The following is a 14405-nucleotide window of genomic DNA, read 5'->3' as shown; positions in this document are numbered from 1 at the left end:
CGGTGAGCGGCCGACCGTATCTCTCGGCCGGAAGCCCTGTCAGGCTATCGATCACAGACCACAGCCCTGATTCCGACGGCAGAATCTTGAAGCGCCTCATGAGACCTCGCTTGCTAGAAGCACAGAGAACTCCCACTTTACCGCAAAGTTCCGCAGTGCAGCATCGAAATGTTGCGACGCACTATGAGGCATGCAGTTCATATGACGGGCGGGGTCCTTTTGCCTCGCTGCCCGACTCCGGGCTGTCGCTTTGCAGTTAATGATGAGAATGGCTTGTCAACGGTTTCCGTGCTGAAGCGCACAGGTTGGACGCGTTGAACGCGACAATGCGCGTCAAGAGAGCGGCCCGCTATCTCCAAATCCTCAGTAGTTCGGCAACCTGCCAACGGAAGCATTGCGGCCATTCCGAGTTTGATGAAGTCTCGACGCAGCATTACGCTTCTCTTCGTGTGCAGACCGAGCTCAGGGAGGTCGTGCAGAGGGCCTCGCCCCTACTGCACAGACGCTCGACTTCTCACTGAAACGTTATTCTCACCAATTTCGGATCGTGGTCGCTGACTTTTCGGCTGTCCGGCTGCACCGAATTGACGTGCAGCGTTTTCATGGTGGCCGACTGTCCTGGCCCCAGCAGGGTTAATGCGTGATCGAGCGATTGCGAATTGCCGTCAAAGACGTAGCTGATGCGTTCCGAAGGCGGCTCGTCGAGGGCAAGATTCTTGAATTGCGGTTCGCTGCCGGTCAGCAGGAGCAATGGGGTCTCATACCAAAACGCGTTGAAATCTCCCAACACGACGACTGCCCGATTGCTATCTGCAGGCAGACTTCTAACGAAGTCGCGCACCGCCCGAGCCTGTGCGATACGCGCCGGTTCGGCCGGGTCAATCGGTGGTTGGATGGCCCCATAGGCGCCACCGCTACCGGATTTCGACGAGAGATGAACGTTGATGACGGTTACTTCGCTGCCGCGGAATCTGAACGACGCGACCAAGGGCAGACGGCTCCGGCCAAAAGCAGGTGCATCGATCTGCTTTGGTGTCGAGGCGTGGGGGGTAAGGCGTGCGGGATTGTAGAGGTAGGCGACCCGGATGTTCCCTCCGGGCTGGCCTCCTGACGTGTCATCGAGCGGGTCGATAGAGAGCGGCTGATAGGCCGGACCACCCGCCGCAACGATTGCGTCGATCAGAAGTTTGAGCGTCTGGTCGGCCGCGACCACTTCGCCATATTGGCCACCGTCGTTGTCCTGCATTTCCTGCAGCGCGACGATATCGGGCATTGACAACGTGTTCTGCAATCGAACTGAATTTTCCAACGCCGACATCGTCATCCGGATCGTTGACGGGCGTCTTGTCGACAGCCTCGATGACGGGATCCAAATTCTCGACATTGTAGCCAGCGATCGTCAGCACATTGTCTTCCTGTGCCTCTCCGACAGGTTCGGGCGCCCACGCTTTTGGATTGGCGCCGGTGGTGTTTGCCAACCGAATTTCATAAAGCCCGCGATCGTAGGTCACGTATCCTTCGATACTGACAAACGTGTCACCCAACGCGTGTTGGAATTGCGGCTTCTGAGCGTCCGTCACCTGAATCTGGATTCTCTCAGGATTGGCGTCGCTGGGTGTAGCGGTGATGCCGCCGAGCGAGTTCATTCCGGAAGCGCCGGCGCCACCGTCGGCGACGACCCAGAACTCGCCAAAGTCGTTAGTCGGACCAACGACAACCGGATTGTCGATCTGGACGTACGTGCCTTCCAGGCTCTCGTAGAAACCGGCGCCAGAGTTTTCCGGGTCGGCGCTGTGTTCCGAAATGAAGAGAATATCGGTCGGCGGCAACCTGCCAGCCGCTCCAATGACCACAGCGGTAGAGGCACGCCTGAAGAAAGTCTCTCGAAGACGGCATCATTGATGTCTGTTGTTGTCCGCGGCTCATCGTTCTCATTGAACTCGCGAACCACGCCCTCCACACGCACCCGGTCACCCACGGTCAAGCCGGTCGCTTTGCGCCGGACGATGATGCTGTCCGAAGTTGCGTCGTTGCCATCCCCCGCTTCATCTCGGACAATGAAATTGTTGCCGAAAATGTGGGTCACGGCTCCCTCGATGATCACCGTCGATCGAGCATGGGGAGAGATGTGCGTTGAACCTTGAATCTGGGGAATTGTCAGCTTTTCGGCTGCGTGAACATAGGCTGGAACCGCAAGGAACAGTCCGGTGGTCAGAATGCAGACCAGGCGGTGTTTCATTTTCACCCTCCCCTGAAATGTGCCCATCTCTCGAAATCAACAATAGGATAGAACAACGCGCCCAGCCGCAAGACCATAAGGAATATTAATGTCCCAAAAAAACGGTCCGCTCTATCTGTACAAACGGATCGGAAGAGCCTCACAATGCCATCAAGGCAACCTGTCACTCCATTCCCGAGTTGGCCGCCTTATGGGAATATCCCAAAGGCACATCGAGAAGGCTACTGGTTCAATGAGTTGGTCGGCACATTCGAGGCAAGCATGAAGTATCTCTGGCTGGCTCTTTTGACCTCCTTGGTACTTGGACACTCGACTCAGCCTGGCTCTTCACAGCCGTTAGAGCTGAGGCCTGCCTCCACTGAATTTGCCCGCGCTCAAATGGTTGATTGGATCGATTCCGAAACCTTTGTCGTCGGACGTTGGGATGGCTCCGTATCGGTCTTTAGGACACAGCGTGCCGGTGAGTGGACGCCAGTCCTGCTTCAAACACAAGCAACCGCAGGCGGTGCCGGTGTTGAGCTTGTAGTCGCGCTGGACGAGAGGACGATCCTTTATTCAAATGGTGAGAATGAGCTGGCGCTTTGGGGACGTACCGGGAAGGGAGCGTTCGATGCCCCTCTCCCTATTGGCTATGATGTCACGTACGGCGTTGCCAACAGCGCAACCCAGTTCCACTATCTAGGCGACGATCTGGTCGTTACCGGCCATGCCAACGGCTTCGCCTTGGTGTGGAAACGGAATTATCAATCGTTGACTTTGCTGCGGGCGGTAGACCTTAAATCTGCTAACCCTATTCCAAGCCCATACCCGCTGAAAAACATCCGCGGTCTTGCCGCCTGGAAGGGGGACCTTGTCCTCTCTGGTTCGGAGGACGGCGACATCGTCGCGTTTAGCGTCACCACAGGGAAAGAACGCTTCCGTCAGCGATATTCAGCCACTGCCCAGCGCGGCATTAACGCCATTTCCGAGATAGACGGGCAACTGCTTGTCGTTAACTGCTCGGTCGGGGCCGCGGACAAGAACCTTTGGCTCTATGAGGTGACCGACGCCGGTCTCACTTTGACAAGTTCCCTCAATCTTATTCGCGACGCCACTCGGCCACAGGTATTCGATTTCGATGGAGATCTGTTCGAGGCACACGGAAAAGTCCGCTTCGTCGCCAGTACGGAAGAGGGCCTGATGTGGCGAGGCGTGGTCAAGGCCGGCGTGTTGGAGGTTGACGCATTCGCGACTGTGGCGCCGAGCGGCGGCGCAAGCCTTGATGTGAATGATACAACCGGCGGCATTGTTGCGGTCGCCTACGATGTGATGTTGTTTGAGGGAGGGAACTAGGGCGTGATCCGGCTGAAACGCATCGCCGTTGAGTCAGCCAACACGGCGCTCGTCCGGCGGCCGCTCCTTGTCGCAATGGCCCTTTTTCTGATTGCGACATCCGCCGAAGCGGACCAATTCGCTGTTGATCTCGACAGCGTTCTGCCAACCGTACGTGCAACCTATTCCTACTTCCATGAGAACCCTGAACTCGGCAAGGCGGAGACCAAGGCGCACGACTTCCTCCTAGAACGCCTTGAAGCCATCGGTGGCTTTGGTTTCGTGAAAATCGAAAGCCTTCCAACCGCGATCGTCGCGGTCATGGACACGGGCCAAGCGGGGCCAGTTATCGCGCTTCGCTCTGAATTGGATGCCCGCAAGCTAAATCCAGGACAAGTTGAACCTTCCGAACATCAGCCGCGCTCTCTGCTCGACGGGTTCATGCACAATTGCGGGCACGACGTTCATGCGGCGATCCTTCTCGGCACGGCCGAACTCGTAGCGCGCCACCGCGATCGTTTCCTTGGGAAAATCGTATTCATATTTCAGCCGGCGGAGGAGGTTGCAGGCGGCGCCGACGATATCGTCAAGGAAGGTATCCTGGACCAGCTGAAGATTGAGGCGGTTTTCGCGCTCCATTCAGCCCCCGGTCTAGCGGTAGGATCGATCGCAATCGCCCCTGGCAGCGTCCTTGCCGGGAGCAGTTACTTCACCCTGAATCTGACCGGTAAGAGCTCGCACGCCGCCGCCCCGTTCGGGGGAAGCGATATCCCGATGCTTGCCGCAGAGCTTGCGCAGAGCCTGTCCTATCTGCCGGCACGAAAGGTCGACATTGCCAACCGGCCGATGGTGATATCGGTCACCCGACTGAAAGCGGAGTCCTCCGCATCAAATAGTCTGCCCAGCGACGCCGAAATCGGGGGAACTATCCGCGCGTTTGAGGACCCTTTCATTGCTGCCGATGGCGCTCAGTCGATCAACGCGATGATCACCGACCTGACGGCGCGTTTTGCAGCCGCGAACAATGTAGCAGCAAATTGGTCGTTGAGACCCGGGGCGCCGCCGACGCGCAATGACGAAGGTCTCTTTCAGCGTATTGTTCCAAAACTCCAGGGTGCATGGCCAGGGACCGTGGCAACCGCCGCGTGGCGCGGCATGTTTTCGGAGGACTTCGCGTATTACACGGCGAAAAGGCCGTCGCTCTATTTCTCCCTTGGCATTGCGAAGGACGGCCTGGGCCAAGCCGGTGTGCATACGGTTGACTTCACCATTCATCCCGACAGTTTCGTCGAGGGCGTTCGCTTGATGAGCCTTGCGGCGCGTATCGCGACAACTGGGGAAGCAACTTGGAATTAATCTCGGTGGCATTTGCAGAAGCCGTGAAGAAGCAAACCCCAACAACCAGGCAGCTAAATGACGTTCAGATAGGCACGTAATTCATAAGCCCGGCAACCGAACCGAGGTACATGGGGCACAAATGGCATCGTTCGCAGTCGTCATAACTACGCAAATTCACAAGGTCCAAAAGGGAGTCCGGATCGAGCTCTCGAGTTTTAACACCTCAACGATCGGTGGATTTTCCTCAGCAGCGCACGCGGGTCAGGCGGCGAAGTCTCTCGAGTTCCACAATGTAGCGTGTGACCGCGATGCTTGGGTTGTTCAACTGACCGACTGAGATCTGCAATAGGCTGTCAATAGTGGGGGCTCGCATGATTGGTCACTCTCTTTGGGATCGTGTTCCACAGAAGCTGCGCCTGGGCCTCGTGCCGATACTGACGACGGCGCTGTTGGTACAGGCTGGCTCCCAGACCGCCACGCTGCTGTCATGCCTGTCTCGGGGGATGCCCTTTTGCGACAATCCCAGCAAGCTCTCCGTCACCGACATTCAGGGGCTCCTAATTCTTGTGAATTTCGTGGTCGTTTTTTGGTTCGCCTATCGGACCTTGGGTGAATTGGTAACGAAACCCGGACCGATCAGCCTTGACGTCAAGGTCATTGGTCTGGGAACCGCATTCCTGAGCAGAGTGGAAATTTACGGATACGCTTTGAGAAATGGCGTGCCCGAGCGGCTGGTGTTCATACTGCCGGTCATCTTCTTCGTGTTTATCGTGCCATTCGTGCTGCTGCGGGATACCCGAGCCAGTGGGAATATTGACGATCCCAGCGAGACCGCGCGCCAGGCGTATTCGGCTTTGAGGCAAGTTGTCGTTGCATTTGTCGCCTGCGCAGCGGCGACGGTCGCGGGTTCGGTCCCGAACCTGGGGCGGCGCTCGGCCTGCACCTCTTTGATCTGGGCGATCACCAGTTCGAGCCGGTCGAGCTCGCAACGGATTTGCCCCTTCAGATGTTCAGGCAGCGCGCCGCCGCAGGTCCTCAGTTCCTCAAGCCGGTGTCGCCGGTCACGCCGCAGCGGCTCGTAGCCGGTGATGCCCTGAGCAAACAGTAGGCCCTTGATCCGGTTGACATGGCAGGTCCGCTCACCAACCAGAACCTTGCGTTCACGGCCAATGCGCCGATGGTCCTCCTCCTTGACGCTCGGTACCCTAACCATCGCGCGCATTGCCTTGCCTTTATTCAGAAGTCCGGAGGAATGCACATCTTTAGAAGCTGAGCTTACAATAACAGCGGTAATAAATAGCGGATACCTAAGAACAAACAACATGCAACCAAGCACACTTAGTTTCTCTAATTTGCATGAAACGACGAAAGCACGAAAGCAGCTCGCCCGCCTGTTCAGTTGAGAACATCCAGTTGATGCGGGCACCGCTATTGTTTCGCTGGTTTACCCAAGCAGCGACCTCGGCAACGAGGCTGTCGCGATTTCGATGCGGCGGTCGAGGCACTGACTGCGCAGGACGCGAATCTCGATCTCGACCATGTTGAGCCAGCTGGCAGCTTGGGCGTCTAGTGGAACACCAGCCGTTGCAGGATGCGTCGCGCTTTGAGGGCGGCAGAGCCTGGTAGAGTGCGGCCGGCGTATGGGTGGACAGATTGTCCAGCACCACGCGGATGCAGGCGGCCTCGGGATAATGGCCATCGGCGAGATCGCGCATACAGTGGGCAAAATCGGCGGCGCGCCGCTCGGTGACTGTCACCTTGCGCCAGGGTCGGTGAGCGTCGAGGAAGACGAGCAGATTGGTGGTGCCGTTGCGCCTGTATTCGTAGTCGTAGCGCTCCAGCCTTCCCGGTGCGGCCGGGATCGGCTGGCGCACCTCGCCGACGAGCTGCGTCGGGCTTTCGTCGAAGCACACGACCGGCCGCTTCGGATCGGGCGTCTCGGCATAGAGGTCGAGCACATCCTACATGCGCGCGACATACTCCGCATCGACCTTAGGGATGCACCACATGTCCTCGCGCCAGGGCTTGAGGTCGTTCTCGGCCAGGCGCCGGCGCACCGTCTCGCGCGACAGCTGTTCGTGCTCGGGCAACCGACACTACTGCCGGGTTTGTCGAGTGAGCGACACGGGTTGTCGGCTTGGCTCCTGCTCTAACCATCATTCAAGTCATTGAATAATATCGAGATTGCATTGGATGAACGCCGGGGCGGGGCGCATCAACGTCGTTTTCTGGGAGGCGAAAACCCTGGGCGACAGCAGGCTGCGCAGCAGGCGCAATCCTGAGGTCATCCGGCAGCTGGGGGTTTACAACAAATATCTCAGCCGCCCTGTCTACCGAGACGCGGCTTCCGCAGCTTATGTCGAGACATGCAGGCTTCTACGGACCTTCCATCGGATGGCGACGAAGCTTTCCGGAGAAGCAGCTCTGCCTCGGCTCGGCAATCTTGTGGCCCGGATAGCCGCAGGAGCCGAAGCTCCTGTGGTCGATCCGATGCCGAGACTGTTGATATTCCCTGCTGAGTTGGAAGCGGGAAAATTCGAGCGGCAGGTATCGACCTGGAGCAGTCACCTAGCCAAACTTGGAAGCGAGTTTCCGGTCTATTGCGTCGACGACGCGAAGGCTGCTGTGCTGGGTCGTCTTAATCGGCAACTCGACGGCGAGTCCGCCTGAGGATGTTTAAGATCGCAGGTCCGGCTTGATCATCAGCTTCGTCAAGGACGCCAGGCGACTAACCATACGAGGAATCAATTTTCGATGCCGGACAGCGCGTCGGCGGATGGCTCGCCAACGCAAACTTTCGTTGGCGGCCCGCCGCTGCGCTGAGTTCGAAGGTCTTCCTCAACGCCCTCCGACTGACAAGCGTCGCTAGGCGATGGGATGCACCCCGAAGCTGTTCAAAACTGCGAACGATTGCCAAGCGTTCGCCGCGATGTAGCGAGTCCCTTGTTTCAAGGCCATTCCTGATCCAACGCACGTCGAACCACGCCATGCCAGGCTGCCGCCGAGAAGCCAGTCGATGGATGCTTCATCCGCACAGCGCGGATGGGTGGATTTCGGGGCAGGTCGATCCACTCGCCGGAGAACGACCATGTCGGCCACGCCGAACTTGGCCCCTCCCCATGCCTTAAACATCGCCGTCCTCATTCTACTCGATCTCGAAAGGCAGCAGCTCGTGCGTCCATCCCGCTAGCATGGCTCCCAGCACGGCTCCGATGATAGCGTGCGGCAGGTCATGTGCCCTGTGAACGTGGACGATGTCGGACTGCTCATCTAGAAGACCAACGCTATATTCAGTTCCCCAATCGATGCCTTCCAGAACTGCGAGATGTCTTCGTCGCTGACCTCGATCGTTCGCCTGTGGCGGTTGCCTTTCAGGAAATCGAGGAGCGCGCTTCCGCTTGCACCTCGTGGTTGGTCATTGAGCCGAACATGAGGCCGTATCAGTGCCACGTCCTTGAGAACCACATCCAGGGTTTCCTCTCGTAGGAGGGGTCCCTTAGAGCTGGCGCGAAAACGATCCGGTTGTCCACCGGGCGGATCGGAATCAGCGCGACACGGCTTCCAAGGCAGCGACCAAGTTTGCATGGATCCAACGCGCTTTCTCGTCGGCGGTCATGAAGCCGTCGAAGTAAGAGGCATAGACGCAGAAGCTCAGGTCGATCATGTCGTTGCTCATCCTGTCCATCCGCTTGACAGGTTGGCTGCCGCTTCTGATCCGAAAAAGCAGATGAATGACCAATCCAAGCGCATATCGAAAGAGATAGGTTTGAGCGACGCGACCGTCTCCGAGATTCTGCCATGGCAACCGATAGGCCTGTGCGAGAGTCTCCCATATCTGCACGGCGGCGCCGTAAATGGTTTCCATCATCGCAGCCGAATATCGGCTGCTCGTCCTGATGATGCGGACTTCGGCCTTGGTGAACATCTGCTCTTCCATTTCGGGCAGAGATGCCGCTATTTCGACTGCGCCTTCAATCAGTACCGGAAGCAGGCTGTTCGCGAAATTCCAGTGACCATGGAGTTGCCTCAAGATGACCGCATCATCGACTGTGGCGCTTCTGAATATGGCGGCCATCTCACGAATCCTGTCGGCTGTTCCCTTGAACTGCATCCGCTCACGCAGGTCCGGCTCCTTTGGGTCGAGCTGGATTATCTCGCCGTTGGCCCGCAGCAGGATCAGCTGATCAGGGAAGCTTCGACAACCTCAGCTTTCCCAGTCCGGGCCGGATGGACAACCTATGGAAAGGTCACAGCTAGCGAGCGCATCAAGCTCCTAAAGACTGAGATGAGGCACCTCGCGAGCGACTAGACGCGGAAGTCGGCGGCAAGTTGTTTCAAGTCATCCTGAAAAGTGCGCTGAGGCACTCCTGTCGGCATAAATCGCACGAGAGACAGGGCGGTCAGGTAGGGCGGCGGTCAGGTAGGGCGACACAATATCTCGACGGTTGGCCTCGTCAATTCCTAACCGGAAGCCCGGTTATGACCGAGGCCGATAAGACCCGCTGAATGGCACGACCAGAAAAACGACAATGCTCATGCATCCTGACATGAAGGTGCGAACCCGCGTGCTACAGTTCCTGCGACACCAGATTTTTCCGCCATTGATCGAAGAGGAGTAGCCACCACGTCGAAGATCAGCCGCCGCGCAGTGCTGGTCCACTCCAGCAGCGCTGTCGTCTCGTCGACGGTTGCAGCAACGGCGCTCGCCTCAGAGCGCAGGCGGCAAGACTTGGTGCCGTCCAGCGAGTTGTGTGAGCTGATTGAGGCGCATATGCGGGATTACGTCAATAGCCGGTACGCCGACGACCGCCGCGCCATCGCATATGTGGCTCGGAACATCCGTCGACGATGTCGGAAGCAATGACCATGCTCGAAACCGCCTTCAGAAAGTAGAGGCTTGAGCCAAAGCGATCGCCAGCAGCGGAAATCTAACTAACTAAGGGCGGGCCGCCGCTCACACCACGGTCATAACGTCTAAAGCCATATTTGCAACAGAGCCCTACCGACGAAGTTAGGAGCTGTTGCACACCTGTCCCTTTGTCGGGTCCGCTACACGGACTTGCTTGGCCATTTTTTAAATCCCTTCGGTCAACCGCTTGAAAAGAATTGCAATTATCCCAGGCCGCCGAACTGGCACGGGTTTTGAATTGCCTGGGTACGAAGCGGCGAAAGCTGCCGAACGGCTTCCTGTCGCACGAGCCGAAATGGATGAAATGAAGAAAGGTAACCACACGACAGATCTGCGTCGCGGCCTCTCTCACACCCAAGGCGATGCGATCAACGCCATCCTGGCCGCAGCCGGTTACAACTTCTCCCTCCTGCTCAGGTGGCTGAAGCAATTTTTGTGGCTCTTGATCGCCGCGTTCCTGAACCGGCCGAAGCAGCTTGCCGCTTAGCGGTCAAGATTGTTCGCGCAATGACAAGGAAGTTCGGATCGGAACGCGCCGCGGCACCTGAGGCGCGTGTCATATCATGACGAGCCGCCCCCGACCGTCTTCCGTCGCATATTCCCGGGCGATTACATCGCTATCCGCAACCGGCGCAGTATGATGCACAAGAACACCTGAGCTTGAGATGAGCATCACGTCGAAGGTCGGCTCCGATTGGATGAACTCGGCGACGCTGTCTTCGAGGCTCAAAGCAATGCGATGCGCGACACCACGGTTGCAGCTGTAGGGAACGCCGTTCCAGGAGCCCGCCGTCGTGAGATGCAGGTGGCCGAAGGCAAGGTGCATTAGCGACTTATCGGCAATGATCCGGTTCAGAAAAGGCTCCGGGTTTTCGATCAGCATTTCTTCGAACACTTTCACGCCGACAGAGAAAGGAGGGTGGTGCACAAAGACGACCGACCTGCGTCCGGCAGCTGCAGTCTCCTTCAGGGCTGCCTCCAACCATTGCAGACGCCCGTTGCACAGACGCCCCAGTCCCGGATGATCGTCGTGAAGGCTGTCGAGGAAGATCAACCTGATGTCGCCGAAGTCGGCGGTAGACTGAACGAAGCCGTGGGTATCGACAGGCGCATCTGCGAAGACCCGCCGGAAGTTCGCCCGGTTGTCGTGATTTCCCAGCAGGAGTCGGTAAGGGATCTTGAGCTCGCTCACGAGTTCGCGAAACGCCCGATAGGAAGCCTCGTCGCCACGATCAGTCAGATCACCTGTGATGACGCAAAGCGCAGCGTCACCGTGGTTCGTGTTGATGGCATGCACAACCTGCCTAAGGCGCTCGTGCGGATCAAGACCAACCACCAGCTGGCCGGCGGGTGCAATATGTGTGTCACTGACGTGGATAATTTTCAACATTCTACTCGCTTTCGATGAGGCGGAACGAGGTGGAGACGGGGAGAGGCACAGGCCCCTCCCCGTTCTTCACCTTGCTTATTCCTTGACAATCGCTTCGGTGGACTGGACCATCTCCTTGAGGCCGTCTACTGGCGAGACGTCGCCGCTGCCGATGCGGAACAGAACTTCGGACTGGGCCTTCCAGACCTTGATGCTCTTGACGTTGGGATAGCCGAAATAGGCCACAGCAATCGGCCACTGCGTCAAGCTGGTCTTCCAGTCAGGGTTCTTCGCGTAAAACTCACCGAGATATTCATTCTTCAGAGCCTGCTTGTTTGTCGGCATATAGCCGGACCCGAGGACAGTCACTTTCTGACCGGCAGGGCTGGTCAGAAATTTCACGAACTCCCACGCCGCCTTCTGCTTTTCGGGATCCTGCGTCAGGATCGTTGCGAAGTTGCCGCCGGTCGGCAGGTGGCCGTCTTTGGCTCCCATCGGGAATGTCCCGGTGACCAACTTGAACTTGCCGCCGATGGCATCGTCCATGGTACGGATGTCGCCAGTCGAACCGATGAAAATGCCCAGCTTGCCTGCCGCGAACTGCGCCATGCCAGCATCTTCATCAATCCAAGGCATACCCACTTCTTCAACAAGGCGACGAACAGTCGTAGCCGCTTTCAGACCCGCATCATCACCGTAGGTGACTTTGGTCCTGTCGGGACTCATCATCGTGCCGCCATAGCTGTAGACCATGGCCTGCCAAAACCAGTCGCCTAGAGCCAGGTTGATCTGCATTCCGTCGACGTCACTGTTGGCCTGCTTGATCTTCTTTGCAGCTTCGATAAACTCGTCCCAGGTCTTGGGAAGCTGCTGGGGATCAAGCCCCGCTTTCTTCATAAGGTCGGCGTTGAAGTAAGCAATCGGGGTCGATGCGTTGAACGGCAGGCCCCATTGGTGCCCGTCAATACGTCCGAGCTCAAGGACGTTTATGTCGTAGTTTTTATCAACCCAGGCCTGGCCTTCCTGGTCGAGGAAAGGGTTCAAGTCCGTGATCTGGTTACGTGGCGCCAACATCGACGCAAGATCGGGAAGTAGATTCATTCCGGCGAAGAAAATGTCTGGCGTCTGACCGGTCATGGCCTCGCGGGCAACGGCCAGATGCCCCTCATAATAATCCGTCGCCGGGGCACGGAACTTGATCTTGATGTCGGGGTGATCCTTCATGAAAGCGTCGGCAAGCGGCTGGTAGAACCGTTCGCGGAACGCTCCGTAGGCATGCACGACCTCAAGTGTGGTTTCTGCACGAGCCGGAGCCGCGCTGAACGCGGCGGCAGCCGTGAGGCCGGCAGCCATCAGGAAAGCCAAGGTCTGTCTCATCGCGATATTCCTTTCGCTGAGTTGATAAAAAAACAGTTATGTTTGTTGGGTGCGGCGGTGCAGCCTTGGGTCTGAAGCCAGACGTCCCGCCTGGCCCGGAATTGGAAGTTACTTCACTCCGGTCATCGTCACTCCTTCGACAAAATACCGCCTCGCCAGAAGGAAAACGCAAACTAGCGGCGAGGTGATGATGGTGGCGGCCGCCATGAGAGGCCCGTAGCTGACGCCTTCTGCCGATTGGAAGTTCAATAAGCCCAAAGGGGCGGTCATCTTCTCGGTCACGTTGACGACGATCAGAGGCCAATATAGATCGTTCCAATGTGCGGTCACCGAGAAGACCGAGAACGCGGCTATCGCTGGCAGAGCGCTTGGAACGATGAGTCGGAGCACGATCTCGATTTCCGTGAACCCGTCAATCCTGGCGGCATTTATGATTTCCTGGGGATACGTGCGGAAGTGCTGGCGGAAGAGGAAGATCGCAAAGGCCGAAAAGAACCAGGGGAACATCAGCGCAAAATAGCTGTTGAGAAGCCCGAGTTTCGCAAGCGCGATATACATGGGCAGGGCTGGGACCTGAACCGGAATGCACAGCGCAAATAACACAAGCCCGAATAGCAGTGTTTGTCCGCGGAACTTCAATTGCGCGAGAGCATAAGCTGCGGCAACGGAGGTGATAAGTTGTACGCTCAGAACCCCGACGACCACGATCAGGCTGTTGAGCATGAACAGGCCCATCGGCGCGGCGGTCAGGGCCTTGCTGAAGTTCTCGACAGCCCGCAGCTTCGCCGGATCGAGCGAGAACGGATCGGAGAAAATGTCTGACGGATCCTTTACCGCTGCGAGGATCATCCAGGCGAACGGAAGAAGGATGATCGCCGCGAAAATCAGCAATAGTCCGTGTCTGACCGCAGCGGCGAGAGACGGGGCCAAGGACGGCGCGCGAAGCTCTTGGGTAGACACGTCAAGTTTGGCGGAGGTCATGAATAGTGGACCCCCCGCGCTGCAAAGATCTGCACAGCCGAGATCGCCATCATGATGATCAGGAAGACGACGGTTAGCGCCGAGGCGTAGCCAGTCTCGAAATATTGGAAGCTCGCCTGGTAGAGTTGATAGAGGATGACATCGGTCGATCCCGCCGGTCCGCCATGGGTTATCACGGCGACAGTGTCGAAGACCTGGAAGGCAGTAATCGTCGACGTAATAGTCACGAATATGGTCGTCGGCCCGAGCATCGGCCATGTGACGCGAAACAGGCGGTCCCAAAAGCCATCGGCACCATCGATCGCAGCCGCCTGATAAAGATCCCGCGGGATACCGGTGAGCCCGGCCAGAAACAGGATCATATTGAAGCCGACCAAGTGCCAGACACCGATCGCGGCAAGCGCGAAAATCGCGATCGATGGGTTGTTGAAGAAGTCGATGCGCTGGAGGCCAAGGGCGGCGATCAACTCGTTGATCGGCCCAATGCGGCTATGCAGCATGAACTTCCATACAAGCCCCAGCGCAACGAGCGTGCTGGCGACAGGCAGGAAGAAGATGACCTCATAGAGCCGCCTCAGACGGCCGGTGCCATGGACCAGGATCGCGAGGAGCAAACCCAGCAGTACCGACATCGACACCACGACGGAAACATAAAGAGCCGTGTTTGAGAGCGCATTCAAGAAACTGCGATCGTGGACCAATTGGGCATAATTGCCAATCCCCACAAGAGACCAGTCGGTTGCTCCGAGGCTGTAGTTCGAGAAACTCAGCAGGATCACGACGGCGATCGGAGCTAGCACAACGATCGCGATGAGCGCGACGGCCGGCAAGGCGAACAAATATGCTGCGTTGACCCCGCGTAGCTTGTCAGGAACTGCGCG

Annotated in this window: 11 protein-coding genes and 2 pseudogenes; 4 read left to right on the top strand and 9 right to left on the bottom strand. The window is 57.7% G+C overall.

Translation table 11 applies throughout. The annotated features are described in order from the left end of the window. Positions 1-514 precede the first annotated feature (514 nt). Positions 515-1273, bottom strand: coding sequence for an endonuclease/exonuclease/phosphatase family protein (locus tag BQ8794_RS14640; protein ID WP_078060889.1), 759 nt, complete (start codon positions 1271-1273; stop codon positions 515-517). A gap of 1227 nt (positions 1274-2500) precedes the next feature. On the opposite strand from BQ8794_RS14640, the gene BQ8794_RS14630 reads away from it, so the two are divergent. Then, entirely contained in the window at positions 2501-3571 is a 1071-nt protein-coding gene (locus BQ8794_RS14630; protein ID WP_143744568.1) for a hypothetical protein, read from the top strand. Positions 3572-3574: 3 nt separating this feature from the next. Beyond that, positions 3575-4906 carry a M20 metallopeptidase family protein gene (locus BQ8794_RS14625; protein WP_077378734.1) on the top strand — a complete coding sequence of 444 codons (1332 nt, stop codon included), beginning with the start codon at positions 3575-3577 and terminating at the stop codon, positions 4904-4906. A 910-nt stretch (positions 4907-5816) separates the two neighbouring features. On the opposite strand, the pseudogene BQ8794_RS14620 reads toward BQ8794_RS14625, so the two are convergent. Both BQ8794_RS14620 and BQ8794_RS14615 read right to left on the bottom strand, forming a co-directional pair. Then, positions 5817-6104, bottom strand: a pseudogene (locus BQ8794_RS14620) (IS110 family transposase); the annotation flags it as partial. Positions 6105-6195: 91 nt separating this feature from the next. After that, a pseudogene (locus tag BQ8794_RS14615) lies at positions 6196-6981 on the bottom strand (IS630 family transposase); the annotation flags it as partial. Between the two features lie 100 nt (positions 6982-7081). On the opposite strand from BQ8794_RS14615, the gene BQ8794_RS14610 reads away from it, so the two are divergent. Further along, on the top strand, positions 7082-7558 hold the full coding sequence (locus BQ8794_RS14610) for a hypothetical protein (RefSeq protein WP_077378731.1): 477 nt from the start codon (positions 7082-7084) through the stop codon (positions 7556-7558). A 195-nt stretch (positions 7559-7753) separates the two neighbouring features. On the opposite strand, the gene BQ8794_RS34710 is transcribed toward BQ8794_RS14610, so the two are convergent. Both BQ8794_RS34710 and BQ8794_RS14605 read right to left on the bottom strand, forming a co-directional pair. Next, positions 7754-8020 carry a hypothetical protein gene (locus tag BQ8794_RS34710; RefSeq protein ID WP_143744567.1) on the bottom strand — a complete coding sequence of 89 codons (267 nt, stop codon included), beginning with the start codon at positions 8018-8020 and terminating at the stop codon, positions 7754-7756. A 412-nt stretch (positions 8021-8432) separates the two neighbouring features. Continuing rightward, positions 8433-8999 (bottom strand): hypothetical protein, encoded by a 567-nt coding sequence (locus tag BQ8794_RS14605; RefSeq protein WP_244554967.1) that lies wholly within the window; start codon positions 8997-8999, stop codon positions 8433-8435. 985 nt (positions 9000-9984) lie between these two features. Between BQ8794_RS14605 and BQ8794_RS34705 the strand changes: the two genes are divergently transcribed. Continuing rightward, positions 9985-10284 carry a hypothetical protein gene (locus BQ8794_RS34705; RefSeq protein WP_143744566.1) on the top strand — a complete coding sequence of 100 codons (300 nt, stop codon included), beginning with the start codon at positions 9985-9987 and terminating at the stop codon, positions 10282-10284. Between the two features lie 69 nt (positions 10285-10353). Here the strand turns inward: BQ8794_RS34705 and BQ8794_RS14595 are convergent, their stop codons facing one another. The 4 genes from BQ8794_RS14595 to BQ8794_RS14580 all read right to left on the bottom strand — a co-directional run bounded on the left by BQ8794_RS14595 (position 10354) and on the right by BQ8794_RS14580 (position 14363). Beyond that, the gene (locus tag BQ8794_RS14595) at positions 10354-11187 is read right to left on the bottom strand and encodes a phosphodiesterase (protein ID WP_077378728.1); all 834 of its coding nucleotides are present in this window, start codon (positions 11185-11187) and stop codon (positions 10354-10356) included. Positions 11188-11262: 75 nt separating this feature from the next. Next, positions 11263-12543, bottom strand: a complete 1281-nt coding sequence (locus BQ8794_RS14590) for an ABC transporter substrate-binding protein (RefSeq protein ID WP_077378727.1) — start codon at positions 12541-12543, stop codon at positions 11263-11265. Positions 12544-12651: 108 nt separating this feature from the next. Then, entirely contained in the window at positions 12652-13524 is an 873-nt protein-coding gene (locus BQ8794_RS14585) for a carbohydrate ABC transporter permease (RefSeq protein WP_077378726.1), read from the bottom strand. Further along, on the bottom strand, positions 13521-14363 hold the full coding sequence (locus tag BQ8794_RS14580; RefSeq protein ID WP_244554966.1) for a carbohydrate ABC transporter permease: 843 nt from the start codon (positions 14361-14363) through the stop codon (positions 13521-13523). Before BQ8794_RS14580 ends, BQ8794_RS14585 begins: the two co-directional genes overlap by 4 nt. Positions 14364-14405 lie beyond the last annotated feature (42 nt).

Origin of the sequence: Mesorhizobium prunaredense (assembly GCF_900156895.1) — a bacterium.
GTDB classification, from domain to species: domain Bacteria; phylum Pseudomonadota; class Alphaproteobacteria; order Rhizobiales; family Rhizobiaceae; genus Mesorhizobium; species Mesorhizobium prunaredense.
Note: the sequence above shows the minus strand (reverse complement) of the source record. Positions and strands in the feature narration are given on the sequence as shown.

What these genes read in the sequence shown, in the direction of transcription:
- BQ8794_RS14640 (WP_078060889.1), bottom strand. Translation starts at nt 1,273, where the DNA reads ATGCCCGATATCGTCGCGCTGCAGGAAATGCAGGACAACGACGGTGGC.
- BQ8794_RS14630 (WP_143744568.1), top strand. Translation starts at nt 2,501, where the DNA reads ATGAAGTATCTCTGGCTGGCTCTTTTGACCTCCTTGGTACTTGGACAC.
- BQ8794_RS14610 (WP_077378731.1), top strand. Translation starts at nt 7,082, where the DNA reads ATGAACGCCGGGGCGGGGCGCATCAACGTCGTTTTCTGGGAGGCGAAA.
- BQ8794_RS34710 (WP_143744567.1), bottom strand. Translation starts at nt 8,020, where the DNA reads ATGTTTAAGGCATGGGGAGGGGCCAAGTTCGGCGTGGCCGACATGGTC.
- BQ8794_RS14605 (WP_244554967.1), bottom strand. Translation starts at nt 8,999, where the DNA reads ATGCAGTTCAAGGGAACAGCCGACAGGATTCGTGAGATGGCCGCCATA.
- BQ8794_RS14595 (WP_077378728.1), bottom strand. Translation starts at nt 11,187, where the DNA reads ATGTTGAAAATTATCCACGTCAGTGACACACATATTGCACCCGCCGGC.
- BQ8794_RS14590 (WP_077378727.1), bottom strand. Translation starts at nt 12,543, where the DNA reads ATGAGACAGACCTTGGCTTTCCTGATGGCTGCCGGCCTCACGGCTGCC.
- BQ8794_RS14585 (WP_077378726.1), bottom strand. Translation starts at nt 13,524, where the DNA reads ATGACCTCCGCCAAACTTGACGTGTCTACCCAAGAGCTTCGCGCGCCG.